The 16130-nt window shown below is 38.9% G+C and carries 15 protein-coding genes and 2 pseudogenes; 13 read left to right on the plus strand and 4 right to left on the minus strand.

Annotated elements, in window-relative coordinates:
- The first annotated feature begins 1 nt into the window (after nt 1).
- The 6 genes and pseudogenes from ACNJYY_RS05975 to ACNJYY_RS06000 all read left to right on the plus strand — a co-directional run bounded on the left by ACNJYY_RS05975 (nt 2) and on the right by ACNJYY_RS06000 (nt 2970).
- The gene (locus tag ACNJYY_RS05975) at nt 2–406 is read left to right on the plus strand and encodes a GNAT family N-acetyltransferase (protein ID WP_416730963.1); all 405 of its coding nucleotides are present in this window, start codon (nt 2–4) and stop codon (nt 404–406) included.
- Between the two features lie 8 nt (nt 407–414).
- A pseudogene (locus ACNJYY_RS05980) lies at nt 415–970 on the plus strand (GNAT family N-acetyltransferase).
- Nucleotides 971–1201: 231 nt separating this feature from the next.
- Nucleotides 1202–1384 (plus strand): alpha/beta-type small acid-soluble spore protein, encoded by a 183-nt coding sequence (locus ACNJYY_RS05985; RefSeq protein WP_197222258.1) that lies wholly within the window; start codon nt 1202–1204, stop codon nt 1382–1384.
- A gap of 151 nt (nt 1385–1535) precedes the next feature.
- The gene (locus ACNJYY_RS05990; protein ID WP_153238979.1) at nt 1536–1973 is read left to right on the plus strand and encodes a MarR family winged helix-turn-helix transcriptional regulator; all 438 of its coding nucleotides are present in this window, start codon (nt 1536–1538) and stop codon (nt 1971–1973) included.
- Nucleotides 1974–2021: 48 nt separating this feature from the next.
- The gene (locus ACNJYY_RS05995) at nt 2022–2657 is read left to right on the plus strand and encodes a nitroreductase family protein (RefSeq protein WP_144701948.1); all 636 of its coding nucleotides are present in this window, start codon (nt 2022–2024) and stop codon (nt 2655–2657) included.
- A 19-nt stretch (nt 2658–2676) separates the two neighbouring features.
- Nucleotides 2677–2970, plus strand: a complete 294-nt coding sequence (locus ACNJYY_RS06000; protein ID WP_416730964.1) for a putative quinol monooxygenase — start codon at nt 2677–2679, stop codon at nt 2968–2970.
- 46 nt (nt 2971–3016) lie between these two features.
- Here the strand turns inward: ACNJYY_RS06000 and ACNJYY_RS06005 are convergent, their stop codons facing one another.
- The 4 genes from ACNJYY_RS06005 to ACNJYY_RS06020 all read right to left on the minus strand — a co-directional run bounded on the left by ACNJYY_RS06005 (nt 3017) and on the right by ACNJYY_RS06020 (nt 6070).
- A complete protein-coding gene (locus ACNJYY_RS06005) occupies nt 3017–3271 on the minus strand; it encodes a YiaA/YiaB family inner membrane protein (protein WP_066392185.1) in 255 nt (84 codons plus the stop codon).
- A 111-nt stretch (nt 3272–3382) separates the two neighbouring features.
- Complete coding sequence (locus tag ACNJYY_RS06010) at nt 3383–4120, minus strand: hypothetical protein (protein ID WP_416730965.1); 738 nt, start codon at nt 4118–4120, stop codon at nt 3383–3385.
- A gap of 20 nt (nt 4121–4140) precedes the next feature.
- On the minus strand, nt 4141–4494 hold the full coding sequence (locus tag ACNJYY_RS06015) for a cupin (protein ID WP_416730966.1): 354 nt from the start codon (nt 4492–4494) through the stop codon (nt 4141–4143).
- Between the two features lie 16 nt (nt 4495–4510).
- Nucleotides 4511–6070 (minus strand): hypothetical protein, encoded by a 1560-nt coding sequence (locus tag ACNJYY_RS06020; protein ID WP_416730967.1) that lies wholly within the window; start codon nt 6068–6070, stop codon nt 4511–4513.
- Between the two features lie 93 nt (nt 6071–6163).
- On the opposite strand from ACNJYY_RS06020, the pseudogene ACNJYY_RS06025 reads away from it, so the two are divergent.
- The 7 genes and pseudogenes from ACNJYY_RS06025 to ACNJYY_RS06055 all read left to right on the plus strand — a co-directional run bounded on the left by ACNJYY_RS06025 (nt 6164) and on the right by ACNJYY_RS06055 (nt 16094).
- Nucleotides 6164–6725, plus strand: a pseudogene (locus ACNJYY_RS06025) (GNAT family N-acetyltransferase).
- 195 nt (nt 6726–6920) lie between these two features.
- The gene (locus tag ACNJYY_RS06030) at nt 6921–9314 is read left to right on the plus strand and encodes a M14 family metallopeptidase (RefSeq protein WP_416730968.1); all 2394 of its coding nucleotides are present in this window, start codon (nt 6921–6923) and stop codon (nt 9312–9314) included.
- 380 nt (nt 9315–9694) lie between these two features.
- Nucleotides 9695–11431: a ribosomal protection-like ABC-F family protein gene (gene abc-f, locus ACNJYY_RS06035; RefSeq protein WP_416730969.1), complete on the plus strand. Its 1737-nt coding sequence runs from the start codon at nt 9695–9697 to the stop codon at nt 11429–11431.
- 495 nt (nt 11432–11926) lie between these two features.
- Entirely contained in the window at nt 11927–12901 is a 975-nt protein-coding gene (locus ACNJYY_RS06040) for a bile acid:sodium symporter family protein (protein ID WP_416730970.1), read from the plus strand.
- A gap of 155 nt (nt 12902–13056) precedes the next feature.
- Nucleotides 13057–14331 carry an ammonium transporter gene (locus tag ACNJYY_RS06045; protein WP_416730971.1) on the plus strand — a complete coding sequence of 425 codons (1275 nt, stop codon included), beginning with the start codon at nt 13057–13059 and terminating at the stop codon, nt 14329–14331.
- A gap of 60 nt (nt 14332–14391) precedes the next feature.
- Complete coding sequence (locus tag ACNJYY_RS06050; RefSeq protein ID WP_416730972.1) at nt 14392–15369, plus strand: DUF294 nucleotidyltransferase-like domain-containing protein; 978 nt, start codon at nt 14392–14394, stop codon at nt 15367–15369.
- Complete coding sequence (locus ACNJYY_RS06055) at nt 15366–16094, plus strand: exonuclease domain-containing protein (RefSeq protein WP_416730973.1); 729 nt, start codon at nt 15366–15368, stop codon at nt 16092–16094. The genes ACNJYY_RS06050 and ACNJYY_RS06055 overlap by 4 nt, the downstream gene beginning before the upstream one ends.
- The last annotated feature ends 36 nt before the right edge of the window (nt 16095–16130 follow it).

Raw genomic sequence — 16130 nt, forward strand, 5'->3', positions numbered from 1 at the left:
GATGGTCGACATAGAAGAGAAAATCACTTATGTTACAGACGACCAGAATGTGTCTGTTTCAAAATTTCTATCTTTAGTGAATGCTGTATGGCCAGGTAAATACGATGATCAATTTACAAACGAGGCTTTACAAAAAACAGTGAACATTACAGCATGGGATCATGAGAAACTCGTTGGCTGTGTTCGAATTCTAACTGATGGTTATTTCTTTGGAACCATCACTGAAATTCTTGTCAGGCCAGACTATCAAGGCAGGAAGATAGGCAAACATCTAATGGAATTGGCTTGGGAACAAAGTCCAACATCCCTTTTTATAGGTGCTCAGCCAGGAAAAGAACCTTTCTTCGAAAAGTTAGGTTATACAAAGTCCATTCAATCTTTTCAAAAGAAAAAAGAAAGAAAATAGGTGGAAACATGCAAAAGGTACTTCCAAAAGTTCAACTTAGGGATCTTGTTATGGAAGATGCTGAAGATCGTTATGCGTGGTGTTTAGACGTAGAAGTGACAAAGCACCTTAACATGCCTGACAAATATCCCCCGTTCAGTATAGAAGAAACAAGAAATTGGATAAGGCAATGTATCGCAAAGAACAACGGTTATGAGCAAAAAGCGATAATATGTGAAACGGATAAACATATTGGTTGGGTAGATCTAAAGAATATAGATCGATTGAATCAACATGCCGAGTTAGGTATAGCCATCGGAGATAAGAGTTATTGGGGCAAAAGGCTATGGTATTGCAGCCATGCATGAGATGTTAAAGTACGGCTTTTGTGAACTCTCTCTTAATAAAATCTGGCTGAGAGTAGAAATCGATAATGAAAGAGCCATTACATCCTATAATAAAGCGGGTTATATAGAAGAAGGAATTTTAAGACAAGACCGTCTACGAAACGGAATGTTTGTTGATCGTTTAAGAATGAGTCTTTTAAAAGAAGAATATTTTGCAGATAGTGTTTCGCAAAGTTAAGGAATGTATACAAAATATACACCTGTAAAATTTTATAAGTTAATTGGAATAATTACTCATTTTAAGGTAAACCTAATGACATACAAAGAACAGGTTTGCCACTTGTTTCACACAGGACGATACTGTAAAAATCGTCCTATTTTTATTAACAAATACTACCTTTTACCTTCGCGCATAAGAACGATTCATTGTGGAATTATAATCTTAATTCAACTAGGAGGTGAAAACAACATGGCTAACTCAAACCAATTAGTAGTACCAGGTGCACAACAAGCTATCGACCAAATGAAGTATGAAATCGCTTCTGAGTTCGGTGTAAACCTTGGACCAGATTCAACTTCTCGTGCTAACGGATCTGTAGGTGGAGAAATCACAAAACGTTTAGTTGCTCAAGCTCTTGGCGGAAAGCGCTAATTCAATTTAATATCATGGCTTGGCTATCTGTTCATCACAGATAGCCTCTTTGTTTTTTACATAAAAACTTTTCTGTTTGACATTTGAAATAAAGTATTTTATATTAGTTGACGTATCAATTATTGAGCTATCAATTATTTGAAGGAGGGGGATGCTGTTGTCCAACTCATATATAGATGATGAGAAGATTATTAACCGTTTGTATGAGATACATCGTAGAACGGTTCCTAAGTTTGAGAGCTGTACAGGCATTAGTCAAACACGCTTAGAGCTTTTGCATGAGTTATATGAAGTAGAAGAGATCAGTCAGAGAGCTCTTCAAAAGAAAGTTAATATTGATCATGCAGCTGTAACAAGGCATCTTAAGCAGCTTGAAGATAAGGGTATGGTTATTAGAAGAAAAGACCCTAAAGATCAACGATTTACGTATGTTTCTCTATCAGAGGAAGGTCGTTTGAAAATCATTCATTACCGGGAAGAGAAAGAACGTTTTATTTCTGGTGTATTGCATGATTTTTCTGAAGAAGAAAGAAAAACGTTGCTGGAGATGTTAACTCGTATTCAGCGCAACATTGAAATTTTTGAGTAGTCACTAACTTAAACAACTAAGAATTTTAAACACAAAGGAGAATGCACAATGCAACAAACAAAAATCAATGACTTCAACGAAATTATCACAGGACGCCGTTCCATTCGTAACTACGATCCATCAGTAAAAATTTCTAGAGATGAGATGAAAGAAATCCTAACAGAAGCTTCACTTGCTCCATCATCTGTTAATTTACAGCCATGGCGTTTTGTCGTGATCGATACACCAGAAGGCAAAGAAACGTTAGCGCCTCTAGCTAAGTTTAACCAACGTCAAGTAGAAACATCATCTGCTGTAATTGCTGTATTCGCAGATAACAATAGCTTAGATTACCTTGAAAAAATCTATGACAAAGCCGTAGACGAAGGGCATATGCCAGCTGATGTAAGAAATCAGCAAGTACCAGCAATCCGCGGACTTTTAGAACAGATGACTCCAGAACAGTTTAAAGATATGAACTTGATTGATGCTGGGCTTGTATCTATGCAATTAATGCTCGTTGCTCGTGCACACGGATATGACACGAATCCGATTGGTGGATATGAAAAAGCTGAGATTGCTGAAGCGTTTGGTCTAGACAAAGAGCGTTATTTCCCTGTTATGTTGCTTTCAATCGGTAAAGCAGCGGATGCAGGATATCAATCTGTTCGTCTATCAGTAGAAGAAACAACAGAGTGGAGATAAGAAAGGGGAATAGAAAAAGATGATTATTATTCACGCAGGTTTAACGGTACAAAAAGATAAAGAAGAAGCATTTTTAGCGGAGGTTAAAACGTTAGTAGAAGCTTCACGTGCTGAAAGTGGGAACATTCAATACGATCTGAAGAAAGATACAGAAAAAGAAGCAACGTATATGATGGTAGAAGTTTGGGAGAACCAAGAAGCGGTTCAAAACCATAACACAAGTGAGCACTTTGTGGCATTCGGTAAAAAAGCGGCGAGTTTTATGGCTGCTCCAACTGATGTAAAAGTGTACGCAGGTGAACAAGTTAAATAATCACGAAAGGAAGGCATTTAAAAATGTGCCTTCCTTTTTTGTGCTTCTATTCGGCTTTCGTGTACTTGCGCTCTTGCTCAGCGATTAGCTCGTCATCCTCTGCATTATCACGAGTAACTTTTTGAGTAAGAATCGCACCTACAGCCACAAGAATCATCACGGCAATATAATAGCCTTTTTCGTTCAGTTGCAGATTGTCTGCATTATAGAGTCCGATACAAAACATGGACACTCCAGCGATGAACGTGAAATAAGCTAAAACCGTAAAAGCGGGTGTGTTTCTTCTTCTGTGACGCTGCATATGTAAACCTCCTTCTTTATCTTTTAAATGGATAAACATATATATGCCAAAAGCTATCTTCATTATAATCAATAAATGGTTTTATTTCCTTATTTTTCTTGTTATGAATCATTACATATTTTTAAGAAGAGGAATTAAATAATCAACCGAAGGGCGATGATTGTTGTTGATAAAATCGTTTATTGAGCTTGGTTCATTCTTAATTGAAACCAAACGAACAAACTCTGATTTTTCGCCGATTGCTATTGATGCTTCACTCAATTTTTTGTACTCATACTCTAATTGGCTATTCGTTAAATTCAATTGAATGTGAAACAAAACGGCTAGAAAATCATAATTTCCACCAGTTTTTAAGAAACGAACAGAACAACTAGTCACGCAATGGAGCTGAATACCAAGCTCTTCTGTCATTTCTCGCAAAACACTATCCTTTAGCTGGAACTGATTGCTTTGTAAATCGGTTCTGCTTAAGCCGCCGCCCACACACTGTAAACGACCTGGATAAGCGGTATGGTCATTCATCTCACCAAAAACAAAGTAAGAATCTTTGGTTTCTACTAATCCAGCTCCATATATAACTCTGCAGGCATGGTCGCTCATATTCTTCGTTTGCACTGAATAAAGATAATGAGCGTAATCACTCGATCTTAAATCAAAAACGATTTCCTGTTCTGTTTCTTTCACCTCATCAATATGAAAAACTTCACCGTTCGTAAAACGATTATCATGATTAAAACGACTCCAAAAAGTTTCCACTTCATATTGAAAGGATTTAGGTAATTGTAAAGGGTGATTGTCTAAAATAAGCTTTAATGGCTTGGAAACAACTTGAAGCAAGACTGGTTTCATTAAGAATCTCCTCGTATGTCCTATTTTAGTGTCATAAAAAAAGCAGGTTCAAGCATCTCGGATTCAATAATGATTGCAGTAAGACCACCATTTGTAGATGTTTCATGATATTCTCCCTTGATCCAAAAAGCAGCTTCACCCTTGTTGATTTTATGCATTACTCTATCCTCACCACAAACCTCACCTTCACCACTCACCACAAGAAGGAGCTGTGGAATCACAGCTTTATGATAGCCAATGACTCCTCCAGCATCTAGATGAACACATCCAATGTGTGCAGGTTCCTCCGTTCTTGCAATTCTAGACATAACAAAATTAGAGTTGAATTTCGAGATGTGTGTTCCTGATTCTTTAGTAAATTGAAAAATTTTCATGTCTTTTCTCCATTCCCTAAAACATATAAGGCCCAACAACAAGCGATAAAAAGAAAGTGTTTAATACAGCAAAATAACTAATAGCCGTAAGTTTACTCCAGTCTTGCTTTCTTCCATACCAAACGGCTGCACCACTTGCAAGAGCGAGCGCGATAGGGATAACAAATGAACTCCCTGAAAAAGCTAAGTAATCGGGAGCATACATGTAATAGTGAGTATTAAACAACTTCTGAATAAATATAAATTGGACACCGAGAAACAGGGCTAAGATCGTGTACAAAATGCGCTTATCTTCATCTTCCATCAATTTAATTTTTACTATGTAGATGACTAATGCAAAAAGAACGGCAGGTGTGATCCAATATACTGAACTCATCGCAAAGATTAATCCTTGAAAAAGAGACAATACCGTTGCAGAAACGGCTTCCTTAAGATCTACTTTTGTTATTTTTAGGCTCTTTTTAATAACATCAGGATGCTTGGAAGCTCCACTAAATGTGTACTCTTTATATCCCACTAAGTTAAGCCACATAACTGAATCTTCACCAATCCAGTAAGGGTGCAGGGACTGATGATTTGTAGTACTTCGAAGCTCAGTTTTCCAAACATCTCCATCAGCTCTCGCTTCATAAACATTAACAGCTTCTTTTTCGTTAGACTTTAATGCACGAGTAGTAAACATTACTTTTGCCTGACCATTCTCATCAACACCATATTGAATGAACTTAGGGTTTTCTAACTTCACTCCATTATTATCAATGAATGTCATTAAGTTAAAATCCCACTCTTTATTTGTGTTCAATGGATTAGTTCCTTGATAAATTTTATATGACTTCCCACCTGAATTATTAGTAAACAAAGTATAGTAAATCGTTACATCTCTGCCATTCTCAATAAAGTAAAAGCCGAAATGATTTTCTTTAATTTGTTCATCTTTATCCAAGATTACGTATTCCTGATAGCCAAAATGATGATCAGGTTGGTGAAAAGTAACCTTAATATGTTTAGTCGTTTCCTTAGAAGATTTTCTAACACTAATAAACGAATCCGATTTGTCGTTTAGAACGACTGAATAAATTTGATCTGGCACCTTTTTCAAAGACTTAACTTTCAATAAATTCATATCTACAGTTAATATCTCGTTGTCTTTAAAATAGATGACATTGTTTGGATTAGAATCCATACCTCTAACATCTTGATCAAGGACGTTTTCTTTCTCACCGTCATAATGAATCAGCTGCTTGTCCCTCACGAATACAAACTGATCACCTTGTACCCAGAAGTCTTGGGGACTTGGAATAGAAAGAGGAATAGTTTGTTTATCTTTTACCTCTAATTTGTCAGTAACTTGAAAACTCAATACTTCATTTTCTTTCGGAACATATACATGTTGCATTCCGTTTTGTTCTTGAAATACCGGCTTAACTTCACCAATCTTTTCTGTTTGTAATGGAAGAGAACGGCTCCAACCTTCATTTGGTAGTTTCAGTTCAGTCTTTAAGTTCTCTAAAGTGAACGCAACACAAACTACCAAGAAGAATAGAAGTGGAATAACAAAAGGCTTCATTTTTCTCATTTTATTTCCCCCTTATTCCAAAATTCGACTAAAGTCCATATTTTTCCTTTTTTAAATTAAGTATACAATAGTAAAAGTAGGGAGGAGTTCATCTTGGAAATTAAAGATATTTTTTCGAACTTACCAACATTAGAAACAGAGCGTCTTCTTTTAAGAAAATTAACAGTAGAGGATGCACAAGATATGTTTCAATATGGATCCGATGCTGAGGTTTCACGCTATGTGACTTGGGAAGCGCACCGAACATTAGAGGATACAAAGGAATTTATCCAGTTTGTATTAAAAAAATATGAAAAAGGTGAATTAGCACCTTGGGGGATTGTACTAAAAGAAACCAACGAATTGATTGGTACGATTGACTTTGTCTCATGGCAGATCAATCATAAAACAGCTGAGATTGGTTATGTAATCGCACAAAAATACGGGTCAAGGCATCACGACTGAAGCGGGTAAGGAAATTCTGAGATACGGTTTTCAAAACATGCATTTAGAACGGATTCAGGCAAGATGCTTTGTAGAGAACGGTGGATCTGAAAGAGTTATGAAAAAATTGGGGATGAGCTATGAAGGTACGTTAAGAAAAGCGATGTTTGCTAAAGGTGAGCATCAAGATTTAAACGTGTATTCTATTTTGAAAGAAGAGTTTGAATTATAGTATCAATACTGCAAGGTAGATAAGGTCTTCTACCCACTCCTAAATTACTATATTTACCTTTTATTAATTATTTTTACAAATTGTCTAGTTAGAACGAACGGCTTTCTAACTGCCTATGTAAGTCCTTAAGTATGATTGAATTTTCTGACAATAAAGTTACACTTACCTTATACATATATAGGAGGTGTGCTTGTTATGAAAAACAGTAAGAGGTGGCTATCTTCTGCACTCGTGCTTTCAACTGTTGCAGGGATAGCTTTTTCAACCATGGAATCAGGTGTGACGCCGCAAGTTGCTGAAGCTTCATCTCTCAAGATACAACCAGTTGAGTCCGTTTCTCTCGTTCAGTTAGCTGTGCCAAACACGAAGGAAGCGATGAAGAAGATTGAGGAACTTGGTATCGATCTAACCCACAGGATGCACGTTCATGATGGACAAATTGAAGTAGATGCGGTTATAACACCAACTGAAGCTGCGATGCTGAAGCTCTATGGAATTAACGTAAAAGAAACGCTCATTACAGAGAACCAACTCAATCAGCGCGCAACAGAAAGAAGAATGGCAGTTAAGCAAGAACAAAAGCTAACAGCTGTTGAAGAAACAGTAACAATCCTCAGAGCAAACCACTTCACGAATGCATCCGACACTTTCCTTTACGTAGAAGCAAAATCCACATCCGGTGCCGTATCAAGTACGATTCTAACCGCTAGATGGACAGAGAATGGAGAAGAGAAAACGGCAACACTCCAACAGATTCAGGATGCCGGAGAGTACCTCTATCATTCCTTTATGTTACCAATTTCAGCAATACCAAAAAATATAACCATTGAAAGTTCGCTCGGAGGTTCAGCTACATCTTCAGTAACTGAATGGCTCGGGGAAGGAAAACCGGACAAGCCGAGCAAACACTATGTGAAGAACTTTGTTGACCATTATATGGATCCAACTGAAACGAACGCGAGGATCGAGAATTTAGTAAAAGAATACCCTGAGCTCGCTGAAATCGTTGAGATGCCGAACAAGACGAACGGATATCGCAGACAAGCTCAAGCGACTCTAGGTACGTTGCAGAACACAGCTGTTGTTGTGACATCTCGAGACTGGGGCCATGAAGGCGGAAATGCGATCAGCTTAGAATTGAAAAAGGCATCAGCAGCAGGTGCTCCTCTTTCTGTTGGTACGAGCGGAAGCAAAATCATCGTTACACTTGCAACGGATGCTGCAGGTAACGCAAAAAGTACGGCAAAGGAAGTCGTAGAACTGCTGAATGCAGAAGTAAGTGATCTTGTATCTGCTACGACCTATCGTGGAAATGCAGGTAATGGAATTGTAGAACCTGCGACTTCCAACTTGTCAGATAACTTAAGAGCACCCGCCACCGTTTCACGTGATCCATTTACTGTTAAAGCAATTCGTATCGGAAAGCATAGAGATGGCTCCAAGCCTGGGGTACTAGGTTACTCACAAGAACATGCACGTGAATGGGTAACACCACTAGTTTCCGTTGAGACTGCTGAACGACTATTGCGAAACTATTCGCATGATAAAGAGACTAAGAAACTGGTTGATAATCTTGATATCTTTATTGTTCCGTCTATGAACCCAGATGGAGGGCACTATAGTTTTTATGACTTTAATTCACAGCGGAAGAACATGACGAATCACTGCTCCCCAAATCAATCAGATAATGGATACCGAAATTCGTGGGGCGTAGATTTGAATCGTAACCATGATGTGGGATCAGCTTTTGATGGGTATGTTGGAGCATCAACAACGAATTGTTTGAGTAGCACATATGCGGGGCCAAGCGAGCATTCTGAACCAGAAAGCCGGAATTTAGTTTGGTTAACAGATGAGAACCCGAACATTAAATTTGCTATGAATATCCATAGCTATGGTGGATATTTCATGTGGTCACCAGGTGCTTATACGCCAGAACGTGAAACATTGCCTCGCCCGTCTGCTGGGGAAGAAGCGTATTATTGGCAAGCATCCGACCACATTTTAAAAGAAATCAAAAAGCATCGTGGAACAGTGATTCTGCCAAGCCGAACAGGACCGATTCCAGACGTTCTTTATTCCGCTGCAGGAAACTCAGCCGATCACCTTTGGTATGAAAAAGGAATCTATGCTTGGAACTTCGAAGTGGGTGCTGATCTTTGGAACAAAGAAACAAAAAGATGGGAACTGGTAGGTTTTCAGCCTCCGTTTGACGAAGGACACGAAGAAGCAATGGAATTCTCAAACGGATTATTAGGACTGATTGATGTGGCGTATCAATATTCTAAAGATAAAAAAGCGCCAAAATCGAGTGTCACACCAAATGGAGGAAGACACGAAGATAAAGTTGAAGTCAGCTTCAAAACGAGTGAACCTGCTACGATCTACTACACGTTAGATGGCAGCCGTCCAACGTTTAATTCTCAAAAGTTAGCATTGAGTGGTACACGTGAAGGACCAGAAACGTTAACGTTTGAAAAGACAACAACGTTAAATTGGTTCTCGGTCGATGCGAGTAAAAACGTAGAGAATCAATACGAACCTGGAAACAACAAGAAGTACAACACGGAAACTTTCTTTATCAAATAATGTATGAAAGGAAGAGGCAAAAGACTTCTTCCTTTTGTCTTTTAGAACTGTTTGATGCATGCGTTGACATTTAATGTTTACGACCATATACTAACAATTGTAAGTAGAAGTCATTTTGGAAAGGAACGGTACTACGCTGATGTGGAAAACTCTTATTTTCTTAGGCTAACTCAATATTGAGACCTGGAGAATAGGATAAGTCTGCCCATTTTGCGTATACACGTAAATATCCCTTATGATTTCACACAAAGAACATGATGTTCTTGTGTTTCTTTGGATACGTGTTATTACCATATTTGTGCGAACTCACCAACCTCTCTGGGTCTCCAGGGAGGTTTTTTTTGCGAGCCTCCCTAACGAACAGGAAAGAGGTGAGCTGCATGACGACTGTATTACAAGTTAAACGATTGCAGAAGAAATTTGGAGATAAAGAAATATTAAAAGATATTTCATTTGATATTAGACAAGGTGAAAAAATTGGCTTAGTAGGTTGGAATGGCAGTGGGAAAACAACGCTCGTTAACATTCTTATGAAATGTATCAACCACGATCATGGATCAATTACGACCTGGCCGGTAAATCTGCATATGGGATATTTACCACAATCAACAGATTATGTGTTAGATGTTGAACAGGAGTTGATGGAAACAGGTGAAGAATTGCTGCGAACGAGTAAGAAGTTAGGACTTCAAAAATATTTGCTTCAAAAGAGTGGATTACAACATTTGAGTGGTGGAGAACGTTTAAAGGTATCTATCGCGAAAATATGGGCGAATCATCCAGAGTTCCTTATTTTAGATGAACCGACAAATCATCTAGATCTTAAAGGAATCAATTGGCTTACAGAAGAGGTTCAAAACTATAGAGGTGCAGCCATTATCATCTCTCACGATCGTTATTTTCTTGATGAAACGGTAGAGAAGATTTTTGAACTGGAAGACGGGATTCTCACCATTTACGAAGGAAACTATTCAGCGTATAGAAAAGAGAAACAACGTCGTTTTGAACAACAACAAAGAGATTATGAGAAACAACAAAGAAAAATACACATGATCGAACAGCAAGTGAACACGTTAAAAACGTGGTCTGATAAAGCTCACCGGGAAGCAGGTAAGGGAGGAACGGCAGCGGAGAACAGACAGATGGGGCTAAAAGAATATGAAAGGATGAAAGCGAAGAAAAAAGATAACCAAATTAAATCAAAATTGAATCGATTAAATCTAGAACTCTCGAAAACAGGAATCGATAAGCCCAAAGAAGAAAGTGACGTATTCTTTCAATTTGATTCCTCTGGAAAGAGAGGGAAAAGACTCATCGAAGCACGTGATTTAACGAAACAATACGGAGATCGAACCCTCTTTGAAGAAAGTTACTTTTATATCAAACATGGAGAAAGAATAGCGTTACAGGGTCCGAACGGTTCTGGTAAGACAACATTTATTAAGATGTTACTTGGGGATGAGTCTGTAACGAAAGGATCGATCTGGAAAAGTGAATCGATGAAAATTGCTTATCTTTCCCAAGATGTTAGTGATCTGCCAGAAGAAAAAACGGTGTATGATTATTTTGATTTAGAAGAGAAGCATCAAGTGACGCAGGCAAGAACAATCTTTGCCAACATGGGCATCGAGGACCGAAAACTTTCGAAGCCAATCCGCCACTTGAGTTTAGGAGAGCGAACACGCGTTAAGCTGGTCCTGATGATTTTGCAGGAATATGATGTACTCATTTTGGATGAACCTACAAATCATTTGGATCTGCCAAGCCGGGAGCAGTTGGAGGAAACCTTGTCACAGTTTTCAGGCACACTTATCATCGTCTCGCACGACAGATTCTTCGTTGAAAAGCTGTGCGATAAACTGCTAGTTATCGAGAATCAGCAGCTCAAGAGAATAGAGGTGGGCCTTAGTGAACATGAAAATCAAAGTAAAAGATCTTCAGTTGAGGGCGTTCAGCAGTGGGCTGAAGAATTAGCTTTAGTAGAAAACAAGATTACAGAAATGCTTGGAAAAATAAGTTTTTGTAAAACGGGTACGGATGAGTACAGAGCGGTTGATGAAGAGTTAAAACTATTAATGAGTAAAAAGCGGCAGCTCATACAAAAAATATCTCTGTAAAACAAGGTCAGGTGGAAGTATCCTCCTGGCCATTTTCTATTTATACCGGCTTGTTTGTCAATACGGCGATTGAGATCTATACGTTTTGGGAGAAAGCGAAACTGGCATATAACAGGTTATTTCGACCGTCCGCTAGAATTTATGGTTTCAGTTGTAGTCGATGCATTCAAAACAACCGTTTTTCACTACAAAATCAGAAAAATCAAGGCGACGTTTATGCAATATTTTTATGGAACGCTAAAAGGGATGTTCATAGTCGAGAGGAGACGCGAACACATGGCGAAAGTGCCGCGGTACAACTGGGTAGATGAGCCTGAAAATTGATAATCACATAAATTTTTGAAGGAATCACATAAAAAATGGAGTCGATCACATAAAAGTACGACCTCATCATATAAAAAGCAAATATAATCACATAATTCTGAAATTTTAATAAATAACCATTGAAATTTTAGATAACTCGTATATACTCTCTTAAAAAGGAGAGTGACAACCATGAGATTTCTAGAGAAAGTAAGTAAGACAGCGGGCAACACCTTTGCGATTTGGGTGATTCTTTTTGCCATTTTAGCATTTTTTGTTCCAGGAGGCTTCACATGGATCGCTCCCTATATTCCTCTCTTATTAGGAATTATCATGTTCGGGATGGGGCTCACCCTTTCGCTGAATGATTTTAAAGCGGTATTTCAAGCCCCGAAAAGTGTATTGATCGGTGTGGCAGCACAGTATACGATTATGCCGCTCCTAGCATTTGGACTAGCTACGACATTTCAATTACAGCCAGAAGTAGCAGTTGGTGTTATCTTAGTAGGATGCTGTCCAGGCGGAACGGCATCGAACGTTATGACGTACTTAGCAAAAGGAAACACAGCACTGTCGGTTGCGGTGACATCCGTGGCAACGTTACTTGCTCCGATCTTAACACCAGCGTTAACACTGCTGTTTGCGAGCAAATGGCTCTCGGTATCAGCGGGCAGTTTGCTGCTGTCGATCGTGCAGATTGTACTCGTTCCTATATTTTTAGGTCTTGCCGTTAAGTTATTATTCCGTAAACAAGTGGAAAAAAGCGTTACTGCCCTGCCGCTAGTATCTGTAGTTGGAATCGTCGCTGTAGCATCAGCTGTTGTAGCAGCAAACGCAAAACAAATAGCTGAGACTGGATTATTAATCTTATCCATTGTGGTTCTTCACAATGTGCTGGGACTTTTAATCGGTTTCCTGATCGCGAAAGGTTTGAAGCTGGACTTTGAAGATCAAAAGGCCATTTCCATTGAAGTCGGGATGCAGAATTCTGGACTAGGTGCGGCGCTTGCAGTGGCTCATTTTTCACCGTTGTCTGCTGTGCCAAGTGCAATTTTTAGTGTGTGGCACAACATATCAGGACCATTACTTGCAACATGGTGGGGGAAGAGAGCGGAACATGACGTCGCACAAAAGAGGACAAACACTACATCATCTAAAGTAGTCTAAACAGATAGAGAAGCAAACCTTTATACATTGAAGGGTTTGCTTTTTCTCTTTTTAATAGGCCATTAAAAAAACCATGTTAGATAATCTTACATGGGTGTAGAATCTGCGCCAGAACTGTATAGAATGAAAGAAACAGTTCAGTAGGGGGCGTTCAAATGGAAGATATCGTGTTTTCATTAAACAGTGTTTGGCTTATTTTAGGTGCACTTCTTGTCATTTTAATGCAAGGCGGGTTCATCTTACTTGAAGCGGGATCGACTCGAATGAAAAATGCAGGACATATTGCAGGAAAGACAGTCTTTACGTTTGGATTAGCATCAATCGTATTTTGGGCAGTCGGATATGGATTTATTTTTGGTGGTAACTCGAACTTTTTTATCGGGCTGTCTGATTTTTTCTATTCAGGTGATCAAGCGGAAGGAATGGCCTATTCGACAGCTGCATTTTTCATGTTTCAGCTTGCGTTTGCAGGCATCTCTTTAACGATTGCGTTCGGAGGATTTGCTGAACGAGCGAAATTGTCTGCTTATCTCGTGTTTGCTATTCTTTTCTCAGTTGCAGTCTATCCTGTTGTTGCTCATTGGATCTGGGGCGGAGGTTGGTTAGCGGAACATGGCAAGCAAGATTTTGCCGGAAGTACAGTCGTTCATTTAACAGGTGCGATGGCGGCATTTGCTGCGACATTCCTCTTAAAACCGCGTATTGGAAAATTTAATAAGAATGGTACGTCCAATAACATCTTCGGACATAACCAAGTGTATACAGCATTAGGAGTTATCGTCCTTTGGGTGGGATGGTTTGGTTTTAATGGAGGAAGTACCTTTGTGGTTGATGATGGATTTTTCGGATTTGTTGCGTTAAATACAAATCTCGCGGCTGGAGCAGGTGCGGTAGCTGCACTTATTATTTCTTGGATGGTTTTGGGTAAATCTGATATTCCGACGATCTTAAACGGTGCGTTAGCAGGACTTGTTGCGATTACAGCTTCTTGTGCATTCGTTGAAACGTGGGCAGCCGTTTTAATTGGGTTTGTTGCAGGAATCTTAGTATTCTATTCTGTGAAGTTTTTCGATAGATTAAAAATAGATGACCCGATCTATGCGTTGAGCGTTCACGGAGCGGCCGGAGTTTGGGGAACGTTATCTACGGGGTTGTTCGCGACACCAGAACTTGCTACAGTCGGGAAGCCTGGCTTGTTTTATGGTGGTGGATTCTCACAGCTTGGCGTTCAGGCGATGGGTGTATCTGTGTCAGCACTGTACGCTTTTGTTGTTTCATTCGTTCTATTGTATGCTATGAAAAAAGTAATGAAGGGTCTTCGTGTTTCAGAGGAAGAAGAAATTATCGGCTTGGATGTGAGTGAACACGGAAACTATGGTTATCCAGAGGCGTTCATCGCAAACGAAGAAAAAAATAGAATCGCAAATTAATAGTGATGAAAAGCATTGGGGGCTATTCCTCAATGCTTTTATCACATAGGATGTGTGAATATGCCTTACTCAAGTTTGAAAAAATGGCGTGATGAAAAATGGATGGAGCATCAAGTCTCGTCACAAGCTTTAAATGAATTTCATGATGAAATGATGAAAAAAGTCTTTCATATTGCTCTACAAAAACATATTGCAACATTTGGCCCTGTTCCATGCCGGTACGAATGGTTTGTGATGGGGAGTGGGGGGAGGTTCGAACAAGCAATCATCTCAGATCAAGATCATGGGCTGATCTATGAGGAAAAAAGTGATGAAGCGAAGTGCTACTTTCTTTCATTAGGAAAAGAGTTAGCAGATGGTTTGAATGAAGTGGGTTATCCGTATTGCGATGGAAATGTGATGAGTTCTAATCCTGTTTGGAGTAAATCCATAGTAGAGTGGGAAGAGCAACTTTCAAAGTGGCTTACCGAAGAAAGCTTCGAGAGCATACGTTTTCTTTTGATTTTTTATGATGCACGAGTACTTGTGGGTGAAGAAACTTATTGTAAAAAACTTAGAAAGCTCATAAATGATTATGTGAAAAGGAATCCGCATCTTTTAGAACGGCTGTTAGAAAATACACAGCATGTAAAAAAAGCAGTAGGCTTCTTTCATCAATTTTTAACAGAATCCCATGGCTCACATGCAGGAAGTATCGATTTAAAGCAATCTGGTTTCTTTCCTTATGTGAATAATGTCCGCTTACTTGCTATGAAAGAGAGTGTAGAGGCTACCTCTACACTTGCAAGACTGAAGGAACTGTGTAGCATATCAAACTATAAAGAAGAGCTTAGTTGGTGTTCAGACGAATTCGAAAAGCTCCTTCAATACAGATTGCAATATCATAAAAAAAATACAGAAAACTACGATGACATTCACTACTTAAACATAAAAGAACTCAGCAAAGATGAAAGAAAAGATATGAAGCATATTCTATTAAACGGTCAAAAGCTACAAAATTATACGCAATCGGTCATTAAGGGAATGTTTAATATATGAGGATGAATCCGCTTATTCAATTTATGAAACAAGTCCAAGGGAAAATAAACTCAAGTGTTTATGCGTCATTACAAGGTCAATCAAGTCCTCAGCATGTCGCATTTTTAAGGCAGCTTCAAAAGGAATTAAAAGTGGAGGAGAGCTTAACCATTCCTTTTAGTGATTTGAATGTTGTGGTGTTCGATCTTGAAACTACTGGTTTTTTTCCTGAACAAGGTAACCAGATTCTATCGGTCGGTGCAGTGAAAGTAAAAGGGGGAGAAGTGCAACATGAAGAAACCTTTTATTCTCTCGCGCAATGTACGGGTGAACTTTCTCCTGAGATTAAAGAACTTACAGGAATAGAAGAAAGTGATCTTCAACATGCTCCTCAATTATCAAAAGTGCTGGTAGATTTTTATGAATTTGCAAGAGGACACGTTCTCGTCGCTCACCATGCAAGTCATGAGAAGAATTTTCTTCAACATTATAATTGGAAATTATTTCGAACTCAGTTCAAACATCGAATAGTAGATACTTCATTTTTACTAAAGATTGCTGAACCAGAGACTGCTCTTGTCCGGTTAGAAGATTGTTGTGAACATTGCAATATACCGATAGCAAACAGGCATCATGCATTAGGAGATGCTAAGATGACGGCTGAGCTTTGGAGTGTTTATGTAGCGCGTGTTCAGGAGTTAGGAATAAAGAATTTACGAGAGGTGTATGAGCGACTCTCGAGATAAAACAGCTGGCACCATTTTACTGGGGAGCCAGATGTT

The sequence above is a fragment of the Fictibacillus tiangongensis genome (assembly GCF_048083785.1).
Taxonomy (GTDB): domain Bacteria; phylum Bacillota; class Bacilli; order Bacillales; family Fictibacillaceae; genus Fictibacillus.